This window comes from Ralstonia soli (assembly GCF_023955655.1).
In the GTDB taxonomy this organism is placed as follows: domain Bacteria; phylum Pseudomonadota; class Gammaproteobacteria; order Burkholderiales; family Burkholderiaceae; genus Ralstonia; species Ralstonia soli.
This window is the reverse complement of the sequence record NZ_JAMXHT010000001.1, coordinates 387,760-402,888: the sequence shown is the minus strand read 5'-3', so window position 1 is coordinate 402,888 and position 15,129 is coordinate 387,760. Positions and strand designations below refer to the sequence as shown.

Below are 15,129 nucleotides of genomic sequence, written 5' to 3'. Positions count from 1 at the left end.
ACTATTCAATCTTCAAAGCCTCAAACGCCGGATTCCCCTCCGGATACTGAGGCTTCATCCCCTCAAACACCTTCAACAAGATTTCCGCGACCATCACGTTCCGATGCGTCTTGGAATCCGCAGGAACCACATACCAGGGAGCCTCGGGCGTCGCGGTGGCGTTGATGGCCGCCTCATAGGCCTCCATGTAGCCGTCCCAGAACTCGCGCTCGGCAACGTCAGCCGGGTCGAACTTCCAGTGCTTGTGCGGATCGTCGATGCGCTCCTGCAGCCGCTTGCGCTGCTCTTCTTTCGAGATGTGCAGGAAGCATTTGACGATGGTCGTGCCGGTGTCGCACAGCATCTGCTCGAACGCGTTGATGTGCCCGTACCGGCGCTTGCATTCGGCCGCGTCGATATCGCCATGCACACGCGTGATCAGCACATCCTCGTAGTGGCTGCGGTTGAAGACGACGATTTCGCCGCGGGCAGGCGTCTGGGCGTGGACGCGCCAGAGATAGTCGTGCGCCAGTTCCTGCGGCGTCGGCGCCTTGAAGCCGACCACGCGCAACCCCAGGGGGTCCATGGCGCGGAAGACGCCGCGCACGGTGCCGTCCTTGCCCGAGGTGTCCATGCCTTGCAGGATCACCAGCACTTTGCGGCGGTGCTCGGCGTAGAGGATGTCCTGCAGCGCGTCGAGCTTGGCTGACATGTCTGCCAGCCGCGCGTTGTCGTCGGCCTTGCTGCCGGTGGAGAACGGCCTGGCCGACGCATCCGCCTTGGCAATCTTGAACTTGTTGCTGCCGTCGAAACGATAGTCGTCGATCAGGTTCTTGCCGTTCGATCCCACGGTATCTCCTTGTTGTTCTGACGCATGCGGCAGCGAGCCGCGCGGTGATTAATGCGCGGCAGCAGTCAGTTTCAGCGCATCCAGATCCAGCGTGCCCTCAAAGACCGTCGTGGCGGGGCCCGTCATCATCACCGGCTGGCCAACGCCAGCCCAAGCGATTGTGAGGTCGCCGCCATGCGTGGCCACCTTGACCGGCGAGTCGAGCAGGCCACGACGGATGCCCGCCACCACGGCCGCGCATGCGCCGGTGCCGCAGGCCAGCGTCTCGCCCGCGCCGCGCTCGTACACGCGCAGCCGCACGGAATGACGATCGACGATCTGCATGAAGCCCGCATTCACGCGGCGCGGAAACACCGCGTGCGATTCGATCAGCGGGCCGTCTTCCAGCACGGGGAAGGCCTCGGTGTCGTCCACGATCTGCACAGCGTGCGGATTGCCCATCGACACGGTCGACAGCCACGCGGTGCGGCCGTTGATCTGCAGCGCGTGCTGCGTGTCATCGCCTTCGGTGCGGGTGGACAGGCCTTCGGGCAGGAACGGCAGGCGCCCGGGCTCGAACACGGGCGCGCCCATGTCGACGGTCACCTGGCCATCGTCCTGCATCGTCAGCGTGGCGATGCCGTTCATGACTTCCACGCGCACGGTGCGCTTGTCCGTCAAACCCCGGTCGGTGACGAACTTGACGAAGCAGCGCGCGCCGTTGCCGCAGTGCTCCACCTCGCCGCCGTCATGGTTGAAGATGCGGTAGCGGAAATCAACGTCGGGCCGCGTCGAGCGTTCGACCAGCAACAACTGGTCTGCCCCCACGCCAAAGTGGCGGTCGGCAATCGCAGCCCATTGTGCGGGCGTGAAGTCGATCGGGGTCTGGATGCCGTCGAGCACGACAAAGTCGTTGCCCGCGCCATGCATCTTGGTGAAGTGCAGTTTCATGGCAAGCCGCGCAGATGCGGCAATGAGCGTTCGGAAAACGCCCATTCTAAAGCGAGCCGGCCGCGCTCGCCCCCCGGGCGTCAGTAGATGCCGGGCATGCCCTCGGGCCGGTGCTTGAAACGCTTGTGCACCCAGTAGTACTCGGTGATGCGCGGGCGGACAGCGTCTTCAAAGAAGGCGTTCATGCGGCGCGTGTCGGCGGTCAGGTCGCCGGTGGGGTAGTTCTCCCACGCGGGCAGGATGCGCAGCGCGTAGCCTTCGTAATTCGGCAGGATCTCGGTGTACATCGGGATGACCTTGGCGCCGGTCATCGACGCCATGCGTGGGATGGCGTTGAGCGTAAGCGCCGGCACACCAAAGAACGGCACGAATTCGGAGTCGCGCTCGCCGAAATCCATGTCGGAGATCAGCTGCAGCGCCTCGCCGCGCTTGATGGTGCGCATGATCTGGCGGATGTTCTCGCTGCGCTCCAGCATGGTCGCGCCAAAGCGGCTGCGCAGCGTCTTCACGGCCGCGTCCAGGGTCGGATTGGCCATGTGCGTGTACAGCGAGCAGCCCGCGTTGCCGGTGTGCGTGCGCAGGTAGTCGGTCAACGCCAGCGCGCCGATTTCCACGCCCGACAGGTGCAGTGTGACGAGGATGTGCGGCTGGCCATACAGCGCCGGCAGGTTAGCCTGATCGTCGATCTTGACCACGCGCATCAGGCGCTTTTCCGAGGCAAACCACGCAAACGAGCGCTCGGCAAAGCTGCGGAAAACCTTGCGGAAGACCTCGTGCGCCATGGCTTCGCGCTCGGCGTCGGACTTCTCGGGAAAGCACGCTTTGAGGTTGGCCAGCACCACACGGCGGCGACCATTGGGAATGCGGTACAGCAGCCCGCCCAGGCCTTCACCGAAGCGGGCGACGAAACCGTAGGGCAAGAAAGACAGCAGCCACAAAAAGCCGAGTCCGAGTTTGGCAGAGAAACGTTCCATAAAGGCAGCAGTGTCAGGCGGCGGGCGGTGCGTCCGCGCCCTTCGGGTGCTTGTAGCGGTTATAGCCCCAGAGATATTGCGTCGGTGCCACGGCAATCAATTGCTCAATCGCGGCATTGATGCGCGTGGCGGCTTGCGTTGCGTCTTCGGGCAAATCGCCGATCTCGTGCACGTGCAGGCGATAGCCCGACCCATGCGGCAGGCGCTCGGCAAACAACGCGACGACGGGCGCACCCGTGAGCCGATGCAGGCGGTGCACCAGCGTCATCGTATAGGCGGGCTTGCCGAAGAACGGCGCCCACACGCCTTCCCCCGCAGTGGGCGTCTGATCGGGCAGGATGCCGACGGCCTCACCCCGCTTGAGTGCGCGCACCAGCATGCGCACGCCACGCGGATCGGCCGGCGCCATGGACATGTTCGGTCCCGCACGCATGGTCTCGATCCAGCCGCGCAAGCTTTCCTTGCGCGGTGGCTTGAACAGCGAGGTGACGGGGTGCTCACGCGCATAGGCCTGCGGCAGGACCTCGAAACAGCCCAGATGCGGCGTCAGGAAGATCAGGCCGCGCCCGCCTGCGAGCGCACGCTCGATGGTCGCGCGGCAGACGTCGAACAGGTCTGGCGCGACCGTCGCGCCGTTCTTGCGCACCCAGAAATACGGCATCTCGAAGACCATGCGGCCGGCGGAGCGGCCCGCCTCCTTGAGCATGGCGGGCGTGGCATCGGGATAAGCGTGGCGGAAGTTGGCGATGAGCCGATCGTGGTAGCGGCCGGGCACCTTGGCCGCCAGCGCCCCCAGCCAGCCGCCCAGCGCCTGCAGCGCTGACAAAGGCAAGCGTGAAAACAGCCAGAACAGGAAGGTCATGCGTGCGGTCGCAGCAGTGTGTTGGTCGCAGTCGACAGAGGAGCAGGGTCTTGGCAGGCCGTGCTGCAGGCCCAAAAAGTGCCGCGTATAATAGCGCGATTCGCCGAGTTAACTGACAACTTGCGGGGCGAATCCTTGTCGGGTCACAAACCTGGGCAAGGTTACTAAATACCGCTAAAGCGTCGCCGGCCGTGGCTCAAACGGATGGCGCGTAATAGCAAGTTCGCCATTCTGGAGCTTACAGCCGTGTCAAACGACTTCCTCTTCACCTCGGAATCCGTCTCCGAGGGCCATCCCGACAAGGTCGCCGACCAGATTTCCGACGCCATCCTGGACGCTATCCTCGCCCAGGACAAATATGCGCGCGTCGCGGCAGAAACGCTGTGCAACACCGGCCTGGTGGTGCTCGCGGGTGAAATCACCACGACGGCCAATGTGGATTACATCCAGGTTGCGCGCGAGACCATCAAGCGCATCGGCTACGACAACACCGACTACGGCATCGACTACAAGGGCTGTGCAGTGCTCGTCGCTTACGACAAGCAATCGCCGGATATTGCCCAGGGCGTCGACCGCGCATCGGACGACTACCTCAACCAGGGCGCCGGCGACCAGGGCCTGATGTTCGGCTACGCGTGCGATGAAACGCCCGAGCTGATGCCCTTCCCGATCTACTACGCGCACCGCCTGGTCGAGCGCCAGTCGCAACTGCGCCGCGACGGCCGCCTGCCCTGGCTGCGCCCGGACGCCAAGTCCCAGGTGACGGTGCGTTATGTGGACGGCAAGCCGCACAGCGTGGACACCGTGGTGCTGTCGACGCAGCACGCGCCGGAGATGTCGCAAGAGGCCATCCGCGAGGCCGTGATCGAAGACATCATCAAGCCGGTGCTGCCCTCGCACATGCTGGCGGACACCAAATACCTGGTGAACCCGACCGGCCGCTTCGTCATCGGCGGCCCGCAGGGCGACTGCGGCCTGACCGGCCGCAAGATCATCGTCGACACGTACGGCGGCGCGGCTCCGCACGGCGGCGGTGCGTTCTCGGGCAAGGACCCGTCGAAGGTCGACCGCTCGGCAGCGTACGCCGCACGCTACGTGGCCAAGAACGTGGTGGCCGCCGGTCTGGCGCGTCAGTGCCAGGTGCAGGTCAGCTACGCGATCGGCGTGGCTCGCCCGATCAACATCACCGTGTACACGGAAGGCACGGGCGTGATCCCGGACGACCAAATCGCCAAGCTCGTGCACGAGCACTTCGACCTGCGTCCGAAGGGCATCGTGCAGATGCTGGACCTCCTGCGCCCGGTCTACGAAAAGACCGCCGCGTACGGCCACTTCGGCCGCGAAGAGCCGGAGTTCAGCTGGGAAGCCACCGACAAGGCCCTGCTGCTGCGTGAAGCGGCTGGCCTGAAGGGCGAGCCGGCCAAGGCGTTTGCCTGAGCCCGCGTTGCTGCAAAAACGAAACCGCCCTTCGGGGCGGTTTTTTTATCCCGAAAAAAAAGCCGCCCCGAAGAGCGGCCCCTCTTACTACGAGAGCTTTGCTATTGCTTGGCAACCGCCGTTCGGAACGCGGCATCGTCCAGCAAAGTACCCACCAGCTTGCGGTACAGGGCTTCGTACTGTCCCGCCGCCTGCGGGATCGCGGAGACCCCGATAAACGGGGAGTCCCACGACGCCTCGGTGCGCAGGGCGCGGTCATAGCGCACCGTGCCGGCCCGCGTCACCACAAACCGCGCCGCCAATGCTGCTTTGCCCTTACCCACCGGAGCGTCGACCGTGCTGTCCAGCAGCGTGCCGGTGATCACCGCATCGGAATGCGCATCCAAAAGACCGGCGGACTGCAGCTCCACACGCAACGTCTCGCGCAGGTATTGGGCGAACGAGCCTTCCACCGGCGAGCGCACCATGTTGCTCCGGATGCTGACCCCCTTGTCCAGGCTCGCCGGCTGTGCAGCATCGAGCGTGAACTGGCCCAGCGCGACCGGGCCGATGGTTGGGTCGCCACCGCGCAGCTTCGCCGCGTTTGCGATGGTCGGCTTGGGCGGACTCATCGGCATTTCCGCACAGCCGGCCAGCAGCGACGCGGCCGCCAGCAACGCCCGCCCCAGCACCCGCGCCATGCCTGAATCAGTTGAACGCGGTGTCATAGGACAGATCCTTCAGCGCATTGCTCACCACGCCGCGCGTCATCTGCTGGACGGCATCCAGCATCGACGCAGCCTTCTGTACGCCGGCCGGCGGGTTGGCGTTACCCAGCGTGGTGTGGATGGCGTGGCGGGCGGTCTTGACGATCGGGGTGGTCTGGCCTGCCGGCAGATAGCTCACCGTGCAGATGTAGCCGTCGGTGACGGCGCTGCCGGCCAACCCGAAGGTCAGGCCGGTCACGAAGCCCTTGCCCGCGGCGTTATCCGTGAGCGGCACGTTGTTCAGTGTGACGTTGAGCATGCCGATATTCGGCGCCGGGTCGGTTGCGACCTTGGAGAACAGGCCGGTATCGACGACTTCCTTCGCAACGGTGTCCTTCAAAAGCGTGGTGGCGCGCGGGTTGGGTGCGCCCTTGGTCTGGAACTCGAACACCAGTTGCACCGGCTTCGGATCGGCCACCTTCTTCATCTCCGACACCGGAACTTCCTTGGTCGCGGTGTCGACGTAGACGCTTGCACACCCCGTCAACAGGGCCGCGCCAACCAGTGCCGTTGCCATGACGATGCGGCGGATGAACGCTCCGCCCCCCAGCTTGCTGTTGTTGTTTTGCATACCCTGATTCTTCTGATGAGAGATGGACTCGGATACGTCAGCGCAGGCGGTCGACATGGATCCGTGCCCCGCAGACGGTGCCCCGGTGGGGCTCAGGGATGCTATCAAAGCGGGTGCGGACTCCACGCCCCCTTTGAAGTGGGGTGTTACAACATCACAATCGCGCAATCGCGGTCAGGCGCGCATGCCATTGCCCCCGTACCGTAGCGTCACTCAGGAACCCATTCCAATTGACGACCGCCTCCACTGACCACTACCTCGCCCGCATGCGCGCCGTGCTCGCGCACATCGACGCGCATCTGGAAGACGCGCTGGACGCGGAACAGTTGGCGGAGGTGGCGGCGTTCTCGAAGTACCACTTCCACCGCCAGTTCACGCTGCTGTTTGGCATGACCGTCGGGCGCTACGTGCAGTTGCTGCGCCTGAAGCGTGCGGCGCATCAGTTGGCGTATCGCGACAATGCGCGCATCACCGACATTGCGCTGGCATGCGGGTACGAGAGCCCGGAGGCGTTTGCGCGAGCGTTTCGCAGGCAGGCGGGACAGTCGCCATCAGCGTTTCGCGCGGCGCCGGAGTGGACGCCCTAGGCCCCCGATCATCGGGCGCTGCGCGCCCTCCGGAGCCAACACATGCCCGCACAACCGCAATCCCAATCCGTCGACATCGTCGAGCGCGACGCCGTACCCGTTGCTGCAATCGAGCACCGAGGAGACCCGGCCCGGCTGGGCGACACCATCCGAACCTTCATCGCCTGGCGCCGCGAGCACCGGCTGCACCCGAGCGTTTCCGCCACCTACAACGTCGTCTACGACAACCCCGACGATGTGGCGCCAGAGGCCTTTCGCATGGACCTCTGCGCTGCCACGCGCGAGCCCATCGCGCCCAATGCGGCCGGGGTGACGGCCAGGACACTGGCGGGCGGCCGCTACGCCGTGCTGCGCCACAAGGGTTCGGACGACACGCTCGGCCAGAGCGTCGCGTGGCTCTATGCCGACTGGCTGCCCGCCAGCGGCGAGGCATTGCGCGATGTGCCGCTGCTGTTCCAGCGCGTGCGCTTCTACCCGGACGTGCCCGAGCACGAGGCCATCACGGACATTCTGTTGCCACTGAAATGACCCGGCGAGCGTGAAGTACAGCCCGCCGGTTATATCACAGCGTGATAGAATCGCCGGCTGCATTTTTGTGACTTCTGGTGAAGCCTAGGGCCTGCTCACGGGCGATCGCCGTCCGTCGACCATGTCCGAGCCCTCACTGCATCCTGCCCTGCGCCGCTGGCTTCACAGCTTCATCCCTGCACCCGTGACGGTGCGCTGGAGCGAGCGCGTGCGCTCCGCCGTCGGCGCCCTCGTCGGCATTCTCTTTACCGGCACGATGATGAAACTGGTACCGGGCGCCGCCACGCTGATCCCGCTGCTGGTCGCCCCCATGGGCGCGTCGGCCGTGCTGCTGTTTGCGGTGCCGGCCAGCCCGCTGGCACAGCCGTGGTCGATCATCGGCGGCAACCTGGTGGCGGCTACCGTGGGCGTGACGTGTGCATGGCTGGTGAAAGACCCCGTGATGGCCTCTGCGCTGGCGGTGTCGATTGCCATTGTCGGCATGTTTGCGCTGCGCTGCGTGCATCCGCCCTCAGGCGCCGTGGCGCTGACCGCCGTGATCGGCGGGCCGGCCGTGCATGCGCTGGGGTATCGCTTCGTGTTGGAGCCGATCCTGATCCAGTCGGCCTTGCTGCTGATGGGCGCGCTGGTCTATCACGCGGCCACGGGCCATCGCTATCCGCACGCGCAACGCCTGCCCGCCGCTGAACGCGCGCCTACCACCGGCGGCTTCACCCGCGCCGACATCGTCGCCGCGCTGCGCCGCCAGAGCGAGCTGCTCGACATCGACCCCGAAGACATCGAGGCCGTGCTGCGCGAGATGCAGCTGCAGGCATACACGCGCACCTTTCAGGCGCTCACCTGCGCCGACATCATGTCGAGCCCGGTGGTTGCCGTTACGCCCAACACGTCGATCCCGCGTGCGCTGCAACTGCTGCGGCAGCACAGCTTCAAAGCGCTGCCGGTAGTCAATGAACGGCAGCATGTGATCGGCATCGTCACCCGGGCCGACCTCCTGGGCCTCACGCCGCGTGACCTGCGCCAGACGCTGCGCCACTGGTTCAGCATCGGCACACCGACTCCGCCGCGCGTGGCCCACCACATGAAGACGCACGTGCGGACCATCCGGGCGGATGCGCCCATGTCAGAACTCGTGCCGCTGTTTGCCAGCGCCGGCCACCACCACATCCCGGTGGTGGACGCCGAGCACACGCTGGTCGGCATCCTCACCGAATCCGATCTGGTCGGCGGCCTGTACCGCCAGGCCAACATCGAGCCGCACGCGGCGTAATCACGTCGCGTCGATCGGCGTGTCGCGAAACACGCCAAGCTGCTCCGCCGCCACCGAATACGCCACCAGCCGCGGGTAATCCGCCGCCGGCACGCGGTCCGGCACCATCAGCTGGATGAAGCCCCAGGCCACGGCGACCGACACGCCCGCCTGCGTGAGCTCGCCCGCCTCCACCGGCAGCGGCGCGTCTTTCCATTCCGCCTCCAGCGCCTCCACCGCCGCCAGCAGCTGGCTGTGCACACGCTCCACCCACGGCCCGTGCACCTTCTCGGTCGGACGCAGGTTGTGTTCATAGACGATCTGCACGGCCTTCTCGCACGCGGCCAGCGCCAGGCCGATCACCCGCAGCGCGTGCTGGCGCTGGGCGATCGCGGCGGGCATCAGGCTGCGCCCGGCCAGCGCTTCGGCGTAGTCGATGATGAGCGTCGAATCCATCAGCACCGTGCCGTCGTCGCACACCAGCGTGGGCGCCTTGACCACCGGGTTGATCTCGCGAAACCGGTCGAAATGCCGGAAGACCGACACCGACGCATGCACGAACGGCAGCCCGAGCAACTTCAGCGAAATGGCCGTGCGGCGCACGTACGGAGAATCGAGCATGCCGATCAACTTCATGGAAACTCCTGGGACAGTGTGAGTAGGTCAGGCGAGGCGCGCTGCAAGCCGCGCGGGCGTTCATGGTAATCGGCCAGCGCAAAGCGTGCCCGCGCCTTGGGCACGTTTTCTGCGTGCACAGCGTGGATTTGGGCCGTGTCAGACCGGTACCGGCACGGCGTGCGATTTTCTAGAATGACCACCACGCGGGTGCGCAGCACCGCCCGGCCATCAGGAGACCTTATGCCGTTTCTCGCGTACCACCATGACTGCCTTGGCTGGAACGGTGAGATGGCGCAGCGCGTGCTCGCATTTGACTGGGCGGCGACAGGGCTGGGGCCAATCCACAACTGGCCGCACAGCTTGCAGGCCGCCGTGCAGATGGTGCTGGCCTCGCCTGTGCCGCTGGTCATGATGTGGGGCCGCCAGGGCCACATGATCTACAACGACGCCTACGCCGAGTTCGCGGGCGGGCGCCACCCGTACCTGCTCGGCTGCCCGGTCGAACTCGGCTGGCCCGAGGTGGCCGACTTCAACCGCCACGTCATGGACGTCTGCCTGGCCGGGGGCACGCTGTCGTACCGCGACAAGGAACTCGTGCTGCTGCGCAACGGCCGCCCCGAAGACGTGTGGATGGACCTGTACTACAGCCCCCTGCCCGACGACCACGGCGCCCCGGCCGGCGTGCTGGCCATCGTAGTGGAAACCACCGAGCGGGTGACCACCGAGCGCGAACGCCAGGTGGCCGAACAGGCCCTGCGTCAACTGACCGAAACGCTGGAGCAGCGCGTGGCCGATGCCCTGTCCGCCCGCGCCGAGGTGGAAGCCCAGTTGCGCCAGGCGCAGAAAATGGAAGCCATCGGCAACCTCACCGGCGGCGTGGCGCACGACTTCAACAATGTGCTGCAGGTGATTGCCGGCAACCTGCAGATGCTCTCGGTGGAAGCGCCTGGCAGCACGCGCGTGCAGCATCGCATTGCGGCGGCCACCCGCGCCGTGCAGCGCGGCGCCACGCTCGCTGCACAGCTGCTGGCCTTTGCGCGGCGCCAGCAGCTCTCGCCCGCGGTGATCAGCCCGGCGCAGCTCATCCAGGGCATGAGCGAAATGCTGCACCGGGCGCTGGGTGAAGCCGTGAAGGTGGAAACCCACCTCGCCAGCGACCTGTGGAACGTACTGGCCGACCGCAACCAGCTCGAAAACGCCCTGCTGAACCTCGCCATCAACGCGCGCGATGCCATGCGCGGCGGCGGGGTGCTCAGCATCACGGCCAGCAACGTCACGCTCGACAGTGCACAGGCACAGGGCCGCGAAGAACTCGCCCCGGGCGACTACCTCGTCTTCTCCGTCACCGACACCGGCGTGGGCATGCCGCCCGAGGTGGTCGAACACGCCTTCGAGCCGTTCTTTACCACCAAGCCCGACGGTCATGGCACGGGCCTGGGGCTGAGCATGGTGTTCGGCTTCGTCAAGCAGAGCGGCGGGCACGTCACCATCCGGAGCGCGGTCGGCCTGGGCACCACGGTGCAGTTGTACTTCCCGCGCTGCCTGGAAGCCGCCCCCGCCGACACCGCCGATACCGCCGACATGCACACGCCCATCGTCACCCCCATGGGCGGGCGCGAGACCATCCTGGTGGTGGAAGACGACACCGACGTGCGCCTGACCGCTGTCGACATGCTCACCCAGCTCGGCTACCGCGTGCTCACGGCCGCCAACGGTGAAGCCGCCCTGGAACTGATGAACAACGGCACGCCGATCGACCTGCTCTTTACCGACGTGATCATGCCCGGCCCCATCAAGGGCGGGGAGCTGTCGATGCGCGCCGCGCAGCGCGTACCGCCGCTGCCGGTGCTGCTGGTCTCGGGCTACACGCGCGACGAGGTGATGCACAACGGCCGCCTGCCGCCAGGCGTGACCCTGCTGGGCAAACCGTACCGCCGCGACGACCTCGCACGCGCAATTCGCAGCATGCTCGACAACGACACTGCAGCCCATGCGGCACATGCGCAACCCGCCGCGCCCGGCCCCGCCGTGCCCGCCAACACGCTGCAGCGTCCGCCGGCCCTGCTGCTGGTGGAAGACGACACCGCCTCGCGCGAGGCCATGCACGAGATCCTCACCACCTTCGGGCTGCACTGCGTGGCCGCCGCCAGCGCCGAAGACGCCCTCGCCCTGGCCGGCGCGCACCATTTCCAGGTGCTGCTGAGCGATCTCACGTTGCCGGGCCAGTCGGGCGCTGACCTCGCCCGCACCCTGCTGCGCACGCAGCCGGACATGCAGGTGCTGCTCATGTCGGGCTATGGGTCGGACGCAGAGATTGGCGAGCCCATTGCCGGCGCGCTCCGGCTCGGCAAGCCGATCGACCTGGCCGAGTTGCAACAGGCCCTGGCACCATGGTTGAGCGCCGCCCAGAACGAAACCAATGCGCGTCGTGTGACGCACGCCGCATAATCGCGGCGCCCTGTCACAAACCGCCGCGCCCATCCGTCTAGGGAAGATCTTCCCTAGACGCGTTTGCGTTGCCCACGCCATGACCGAGCCCACCCCGATCCGCACCGACCACCAGGACACCGCCTTCACCGCCGCACGCCCGCGCCTCTTTGCGATTGCCTATCGCATGCTCGGCAGCCGGGCCGATGCCGAAGACGTGCTGCAGGACGCCTGGATGCGCTGGCACCAGGCCGATCAGAGCACGCTGCAATCGGCCGAGGCCTGGCTCGTCACCGTCGTCACGCGCCTGTCGATCGACCGGCTGCGCGTCGCCAAGGCCGAGCGCGAAGCTTACGTCGGCTGGTGGCTGCCCGAACCGCTGGTCGAGCCGGAATCGAGCACCCCCACGCCCGAGACCGCCGTGGAGCTGGCCGGCGATCTATCGATGGCGCTGCTGTGGGTGCTCGAGCGTCTGTCGCCCGACGAGCGCGCGGCCTTCCTGATGCGCCAGGTGTTCGACCAGGACTACGCAGAGATCGCCGCGCTGCTGGGCAAGAGTGAAGCCGCCTGCCGGCAGATGGTGCACCGCGCATCCGACCGCGTGCAGCAGGAGCGCCCGCGCTTTGACGTTGCGCCCGACGCGCACCGCGACTTGCTGGAGCGCTTTGCCGAAGCCTCGCGCACCGGCCAGCGCGACGCCATCCGCGCGCTGCTGGCCGACGACGCGCACCTGGTGGGCGACGGCGGCGGCAAGGTGCCCTCGTTCACGCGCGTCATCCAGGATGCCAACCAGATCACCAAGATCTACTGCGAGCTGGTCCAGCACATGGGCGACGTCCGCTACCAGCACGCCCGCGTCAATGGCGAGCCGGGCCTGCTGCGCTATGTGGACGGCAAGCTGGAATCGGCCCAGTCGTTCGTCATCGAGAACGGGCGCATCGTGGCCATCTACGTGGTGCGCAACCCCGACAAGCTGGCGCACATCGGCACCGGCGCATAAAAAAACCGAAGAAAGATCGGCCGGGCTGTCACAACCCGGCCGCGTGCGGCGTCTTAAGGGTATGGAGCGACGCAAGGCATGCGTGACAAGGCAGCGGCGGCTCCAGGTATCCAACCCAAACCCAGGAGCCTCACATGTCGCAAGCACCCCGCATCGCTTATTTCCAACTCGCCCCGAAGGCCTTCAACCACCTGCTGAACCTGTCGAACGGCCTGCGCCGCGACCTGCTCGGCGCCCGGCTGGTCGACCTCGTCCTGCTGCGCGTGTCGCAAATCAACGGCTGCGCCTTCTGCATCGACATGCACTGGAGCGACCTCATGAAGATGGGCGAAGACCCGCGCCACCTGAACGCCGTGGCCGGCTGGCGCGAAGCGCCGTTCTTTACCGAGCGCGAACGCGCCGCGCTGCGCTGGGCGGAGCTGGTCACCAACATCCCGCACAGCGACACCAGCGACGAAGAATTTGCCAAGCTGCGCGAGCACTTCAGCGATGAAGAGATTGCCGAACTCAGCTTCGTGATCGTCACCATCAACGGCTGGAACCTGCTGAACGTGAGCCTGCGCAACCCCGTGCCGGCCAAGGCGCCCTACGCGGCCGCCGCATAAGGCATACGTGGCTTGCCGCAATACAACGCCCCTCGCAACAACGAGGGGCGTTGTTCTGCCTCACACATCAATCGCCGACGTCGACTTCACCTTGCGGCGCAGCTCGTACTTCTGGATCTTGCCCGTCGACGTCTTGGGCAGCGGCCCGAAGAACACCGCCTTGGGCACCTTGAAGTTGGCGAGCAGCGTCTTGCAGTGCGCGATCAGCTCTTCCGCCGTGGCGGTAGCGCCGTCCTTCAACTCCACGAACGCGCACGGCGTTTCGCCCCACTTGGCATCGGGCTGCGCGACCACGGCGGCGGCCAGCACGGCGGGGTGGCGATACAGCGCGTCTTCCACCTCCACGCTGGAGATGTTCTCGCCGCCCGAGATGATGATGTCTTTACTGCGGTCCTTGATCTTGATGTAGCCGTCGGGCATGCAGACGCCCAGGTCGCCGGTGTGGAACCAGCCGCCCGCAAAGGCCTCGCGCGTGGCCTTCTCGTTCTTCAGGTAGCCCTTCATGCAGATGTTGCCGCGGAACATGATCTCGCCAATGGTCTCGCCATCGGCGGGCACGGGCTGCAGGGTGTCCGGGTCGAGCACCGCCACCTGCGACTGCAGGTGATAGCGCACGCCCTGGCGCGCCTTCATGGTGGCGCGGTCGTGCTCGGGCAGCGTGCGCCATTCGTCTTGTTCCGCGCAGACGGCGGCGGGGCCGTACACCTCGGTCAGGCCGTAGACGTGCGTGAGTTCAAAGCCCATCGCCTCCATCTGCGCCAGCACGGCGGCAGGCGGTGGCGCACCGGCCACCATGCCGCGCACGGGCCCGCGCAGCCCCTCGCGCCACGACGGCGGCGCGTTGACCAGCGCGGTGTGCACGATGGGCGCGGCGCAGTAGTGCGTCACGCCCTCATCGCGCATCAGGTCGAACACCACCTTGGGCTCGAACTTGCGCAGGCAGACATTGACCCCCGCGCGCGCCGCGATCGTCCATGGGAAGCACCAGCCGTTGCAGTGGAACATCGGCAACGTCCACAGGTAGACCGGGTGCTTGGGCAGATCCCACTCCAGGATGTTCGACACCGCGTTGATGGCCGCGCCGCGATGGTGGTAGACCACGCCCTTCGGGTCGCCCGTGGTGCCCGACGTGTAGTTGAGCGCAATGGCATCCCACTCATCCGCCGGCAGTTGCCACGCGTAGTGCGGATCGCCCGAGGCGAGGAACGACTCGTAATCGGTCTCGCCAAACGGCTCGGCCTGCGGGCCCAGTGCGTCGTGCACGGCGATCACCTTCAGGCCCGGAATCTCCAGCGCCATCTGCCGTGCCAGGTCAGCAAACTCGGTGTCGGCCAGCAGCACGCGCGCCTCGCCATGGCGCAGCATGAAGACCAGGTTGGCGGCATCCAGGCGAATGTTGAGCGCGTTGAGCACCGCCCCCGCCATCGGCACGCCGAAGTGCGCCTCCACCATCGCAGGCGTGTTCGGCAACAGCGCGGCCACCGTATCGCCCCGCCCCACGCCTGCCTGCGCCAGCGCACTGGCCATGCGCCGGGCGCGCGTGTAGGTATCGCGCCAGTTCTGCCGCACCGGGCCGTGCACGATGGCCAGGCGATCGCCGTACACATCCGCCGCGCGGGCGAGAAACTCGATCGGGGTGAGGGGAACGAAGTTGGCCGCGTTGCGGGCGAGGCCGGTATCGAAATCGGTGGGCATGGCTGGGTCTCCGGTGCGGCGGGCACGACTGGCGCTGGGGCCACGGCTGCCGCAGTTGCTTTTAGATGGGC

Annotated in this window: 15 protein-coding genes; 7 read left to right on the top strand and 8 right to left on the bottom strand. The window is 66.5% G+C overall.

All coding sequences use genetic code 11. The features are described 5' to 3' along the window. Position 1: 1 nt before the first annotated feature. The 4 genes from NG900_RS01815 to NG900_RS01800 all read right to left on the bottom strand — a co-directional run bounded on the left by NG900_RS01815 (position 2) and on the right by NG900_RS01800 (position 3,595). Positions 2 to 829, bottom strand: coding sequence for a polyphosphate kinase 2 family protein (locus NG900_RS01815; RefSeq protein ID WP_252676097.1), 828 nt, complete (start codon positions 827 to 829; stop codon positions 2 to 4). A 48-nt stretch (positions 830 to 877) separates the two neighbouring features. Continuing rightward, the gene (dapF, locus tag NG900_RS01810) at positions 878 to 1,759 is read right to left on the bottom strand and encodes a diaminopimelate epimerase (protein WP_252676095.1); all 882 of its coding nucleotides are present in this window, start codon (positions 1,757 to 1,759) and stop codon (positions 878 to 880) included. An 80-nt stretch (positions 1,760 to 1,839) separates the two neighbouring features. Next, positions 1,840 to 2,733, bottom strand: coding sequence for a lipid A biosynthesis lauroyl acyltransferase (locus NG900_RS01805; RefSeq protein ID WP_252676093.1), 894 nt, complete (start codon positions 2,731 to 2,733; stop codon positions 1,840 to 1,842). Between the two features lie 13 nt (positions 2,734 to 2,746). After that, complete coding sequence (locus NG900_RS01800; protein ID WP_252676091.1) at positions 2,747 to 3,595, bottom strand: lysophospholipid acyltransferase family protein; 849 nt, start codon at positions 3,593 to 3,595, stop codon at positions 2,747 to 2,749. A gap of 246 nt (positions 3,596 to 3,841) precedes the next feature. On the opposite strand from NG900_RS01800, the gene metK reads away from it, so the two are divergent. Continuing rightward, positions 3,842 to 5,032, top strand: coding sequence for a methionine adenosyltransferase (gene metK / locus NG900_RS01795; RefSeq protein WP_252676089.1), 1,191 nt, complete (start codon positions 3,842 to 3,844; stop codon positions 5,030 to 5,032). 101 nt (positions 5,033 to 5,133) lie between these two features. Here the strand turns inward: metK and NG900_RS01790 are convergent, their stop codons facing one another. After that, positions 5,134 to 5,712 (bottom strand): hypothetical protein, encoded by a 579-nt coding sequence (locus NG900_RS01790; RefSeq protein ID WP_252676087.1) that lies wholly within the window; start codon positions 5,710 to 5,712, stop codon positions 5,134 to 5,136. A gap of 7 nt (positions 5,713 to 5,719) precedes the next feature. Then, on the bottom strand, positions 5,720 to 6,349 hold the full coding sequence (locus NG900_RS01785; RefSeq protein WP_252676084.1) for a hypothetical protein: 630 nt from the start codon (positions 6,347 to 6,349) through the stop codon (positions 5,720 to 5,722). Positions 6,350 to 6,579: 230 nt separating this feature from the next. Between NG900_RS01785 and NG900_RS26715 the strand changes: the two genes are divergently transcribed. From NG900_RS26715 to NG900_RS01770, 3 genes are all read left to right on the top strand, one after another. Continuing rightward, positions 6,580 to 6,936: a helix-turn-helix domain-containing protein gene (locus NG900_RS26715; RefSeq protein WP_252676082.1), complete on the top strand. Its 357-nt coding sequence runs from the start codon at positions 6,580 to 6,582 to the stop codon at positions 6,934 to 6,936. A gap of 42 nt (positions 6,937 to 6,978) precedes the next feature. Then, positions 6,979 to 7,464, top strand: coding sequence for an AraC family transcriptional regulator (locus tag NG900_RS26710; protein ID WP_252676080.1), 486 nt, complete (start codon positions 6,979 to 6,981; stop codon positions 7,462 to 7,464). Between the two features lie 121 nt (positions 7,465 to 7,585). Beyond that, positions 7,586 to 8,734, top strand: coding sequence for an HPP family protein (locus NG900_RS01770; RefSeq protein WP_252676078.1), 1,149 nt, complete (start codon positions 7,586 to 7,588; stop codon positions 8,732 to 8,734). Here the strand turns inward: NG900_RS01770 and NG900_RS01765 are convergent, their stop codons facing one another. Further along, entirely contained in the window at positions 8,735 to 9,349 is a 615-nt protein-coding gene (locus NG900_RS01765) for a glutathione S-transferase (RefSeq protein ID WP_252676077.1), read from the bottom strand. It lies immediately after the preceding gene. A gap of 222 nt (positions 9,350 to 9,571) precedes the next feature. Between NG900_RS01765 and NG900_RS01760 the strand changes: the two genes are divergently transcribed. The 3 genes from NG900_RS01760 (at position 9,572) to NG900_RS01750 (ending at position 13,363) form a co-directional block, all read left to right on the top strand. Next, positions 9,572 to 11,779 carry a response regulator gene (locus tag NG900_RS01760; protein WP_252676075.1) on the top strand — a complete coding sequence of 736 codons (2,208 nt, stop codon included), beginning with the start codon at positions 9,572 to 9,574 and terminating at the stop codon, positions 11,777 to 11,779. A 79-nt stretch (positions 11,780 to 11,858) separates the two neighbouring features. Continuing rightward, positions 11,859 to 12,758 carry an RNA polymerase sigma-70 factor gene (locus NG900_RS01755; RefSeq protein ID WP_252676073.1) on the top strand — a complete coding sequence of 300 codons (900 nt, stop codon included), beginning with the start codon at positions 11,859 to 11,861 and terminating at the stop codon, positions 12,756 to 12,758. 134 nt (positions 12,759 to 12,892) lie between these two features. Then, a complete protein-coding gene (locus NG900_RS01750) occupies positions 12,893 to 13,363 on the top strand; it encodes a carboxymuconolactone decarboxylase family protein (RefSeq protein ID WP_252676071.1) in 471 nt (156 codons plus the stop codon). Between the two features lie 60 nt (positions 13,364 to 13,423). Here the strand turns inward: NG900_RS01750 and NG900_RS01745 are convergent, their stop codons facing one another. Continuing rightward, positions 13,424 to 15,058, bottom strand: a complete 1,635-nt coding sequence (locus tag NG900_RS01745; RefSeq protein WP_252676068.1) for an acyl-CoA synthetase — start codon at positions 15,056 to 15,058, stop codon at positions 13,424 to 13,426. Between the last annotated feature and the right edge of the window lie 71 nt (positions 15,059 to 15,129).

Bases quoted from the DNA above. Each gene is read 5' to 3' on its own strand.
- NG900_RS01745 (WP_252676068.1), bottom strand. From the start codon at position 15,058: ATGCCCACCGATTTCGATACCGGCCTCGCCCGCAACGCGGCCAACTTC.
- NG900_RS01800 (WP_252676091.1), bottom strand. From the start codon at position 3,595: ATGACCTTCCTGTTCTGGCTGTTTTCACGCTTGCCTTTGTCAGCGCTG.
- NG900_RS01790 (WP_252676087.1), bottom strand. From the start codon at position 5,712: ATGGCGCGGGTGCTGGGGCGGGCGTTGCTGGCGGCCGCGTCGCTGCTG.
- NG900_RS01750 (WP_252676071.1), top strand. From the start codon at position 12,893: ATGTCGCAAGCACCCCGCATCGCTTATTTCCAACTCGCCCCGAAGGCC.
- NG900_RS26710 (WP_252676080.1), top strand. From the start codon at position 6,979: ATGCCCGCACAACCGCAATCCCAATCCGTCGACATCGTCGAGCGCGAC.
- NG900_RS01770 (WP_252676078.1), top strand. From the start codon at position 7,586: ATGTCCGAGCCCTCACTGCATCCTGCCCTGCGCCGCTGGCTTCACAGC.
- NG900_RS01765 (WP_252676077.1), bottom strand. From the start codon at position 9,349: ATGAAGTTGATCGGCATGCTCGATTCTCCGTACGTGCGCCGCACGGCC.
- NG900_RS01755 (WP_252676073.1), top strand. From the start codon at position 11,859: ATGACCGAGCCCACCCCGATCCGCACCGACCACCAGGACACCGCCTTC.
- NG900_RS01805 (WP_252676093.1), bottom strand. From the start codon at position 2,733: ATGGAACGTTTCTCTGCCAAACTCGGACTCGGCTTTTTGTGGCTGCTG.
- dapF (WP_252676095.1), bottom strand. From the start codon at position 1,759: ATGAAACTGCACTTCACCAAGATGCATGGCGCGGGCAACGACTTTGTC.
- NG900_RS01785 (WP_252676084.1), bottom strand. From the start codon at position 6,349: ATGCAAAACAACAACAGCAAGCTGGGGGGCGGAGCGTTCATCCGCCGC.
- NG900_RS01760 (WP_252676075.1), top strand. From the start codon at position 9,572: ATGCCGTTTCTCGCGTACCACCATGACTGCCTTGGCTGGAACGGTGAG.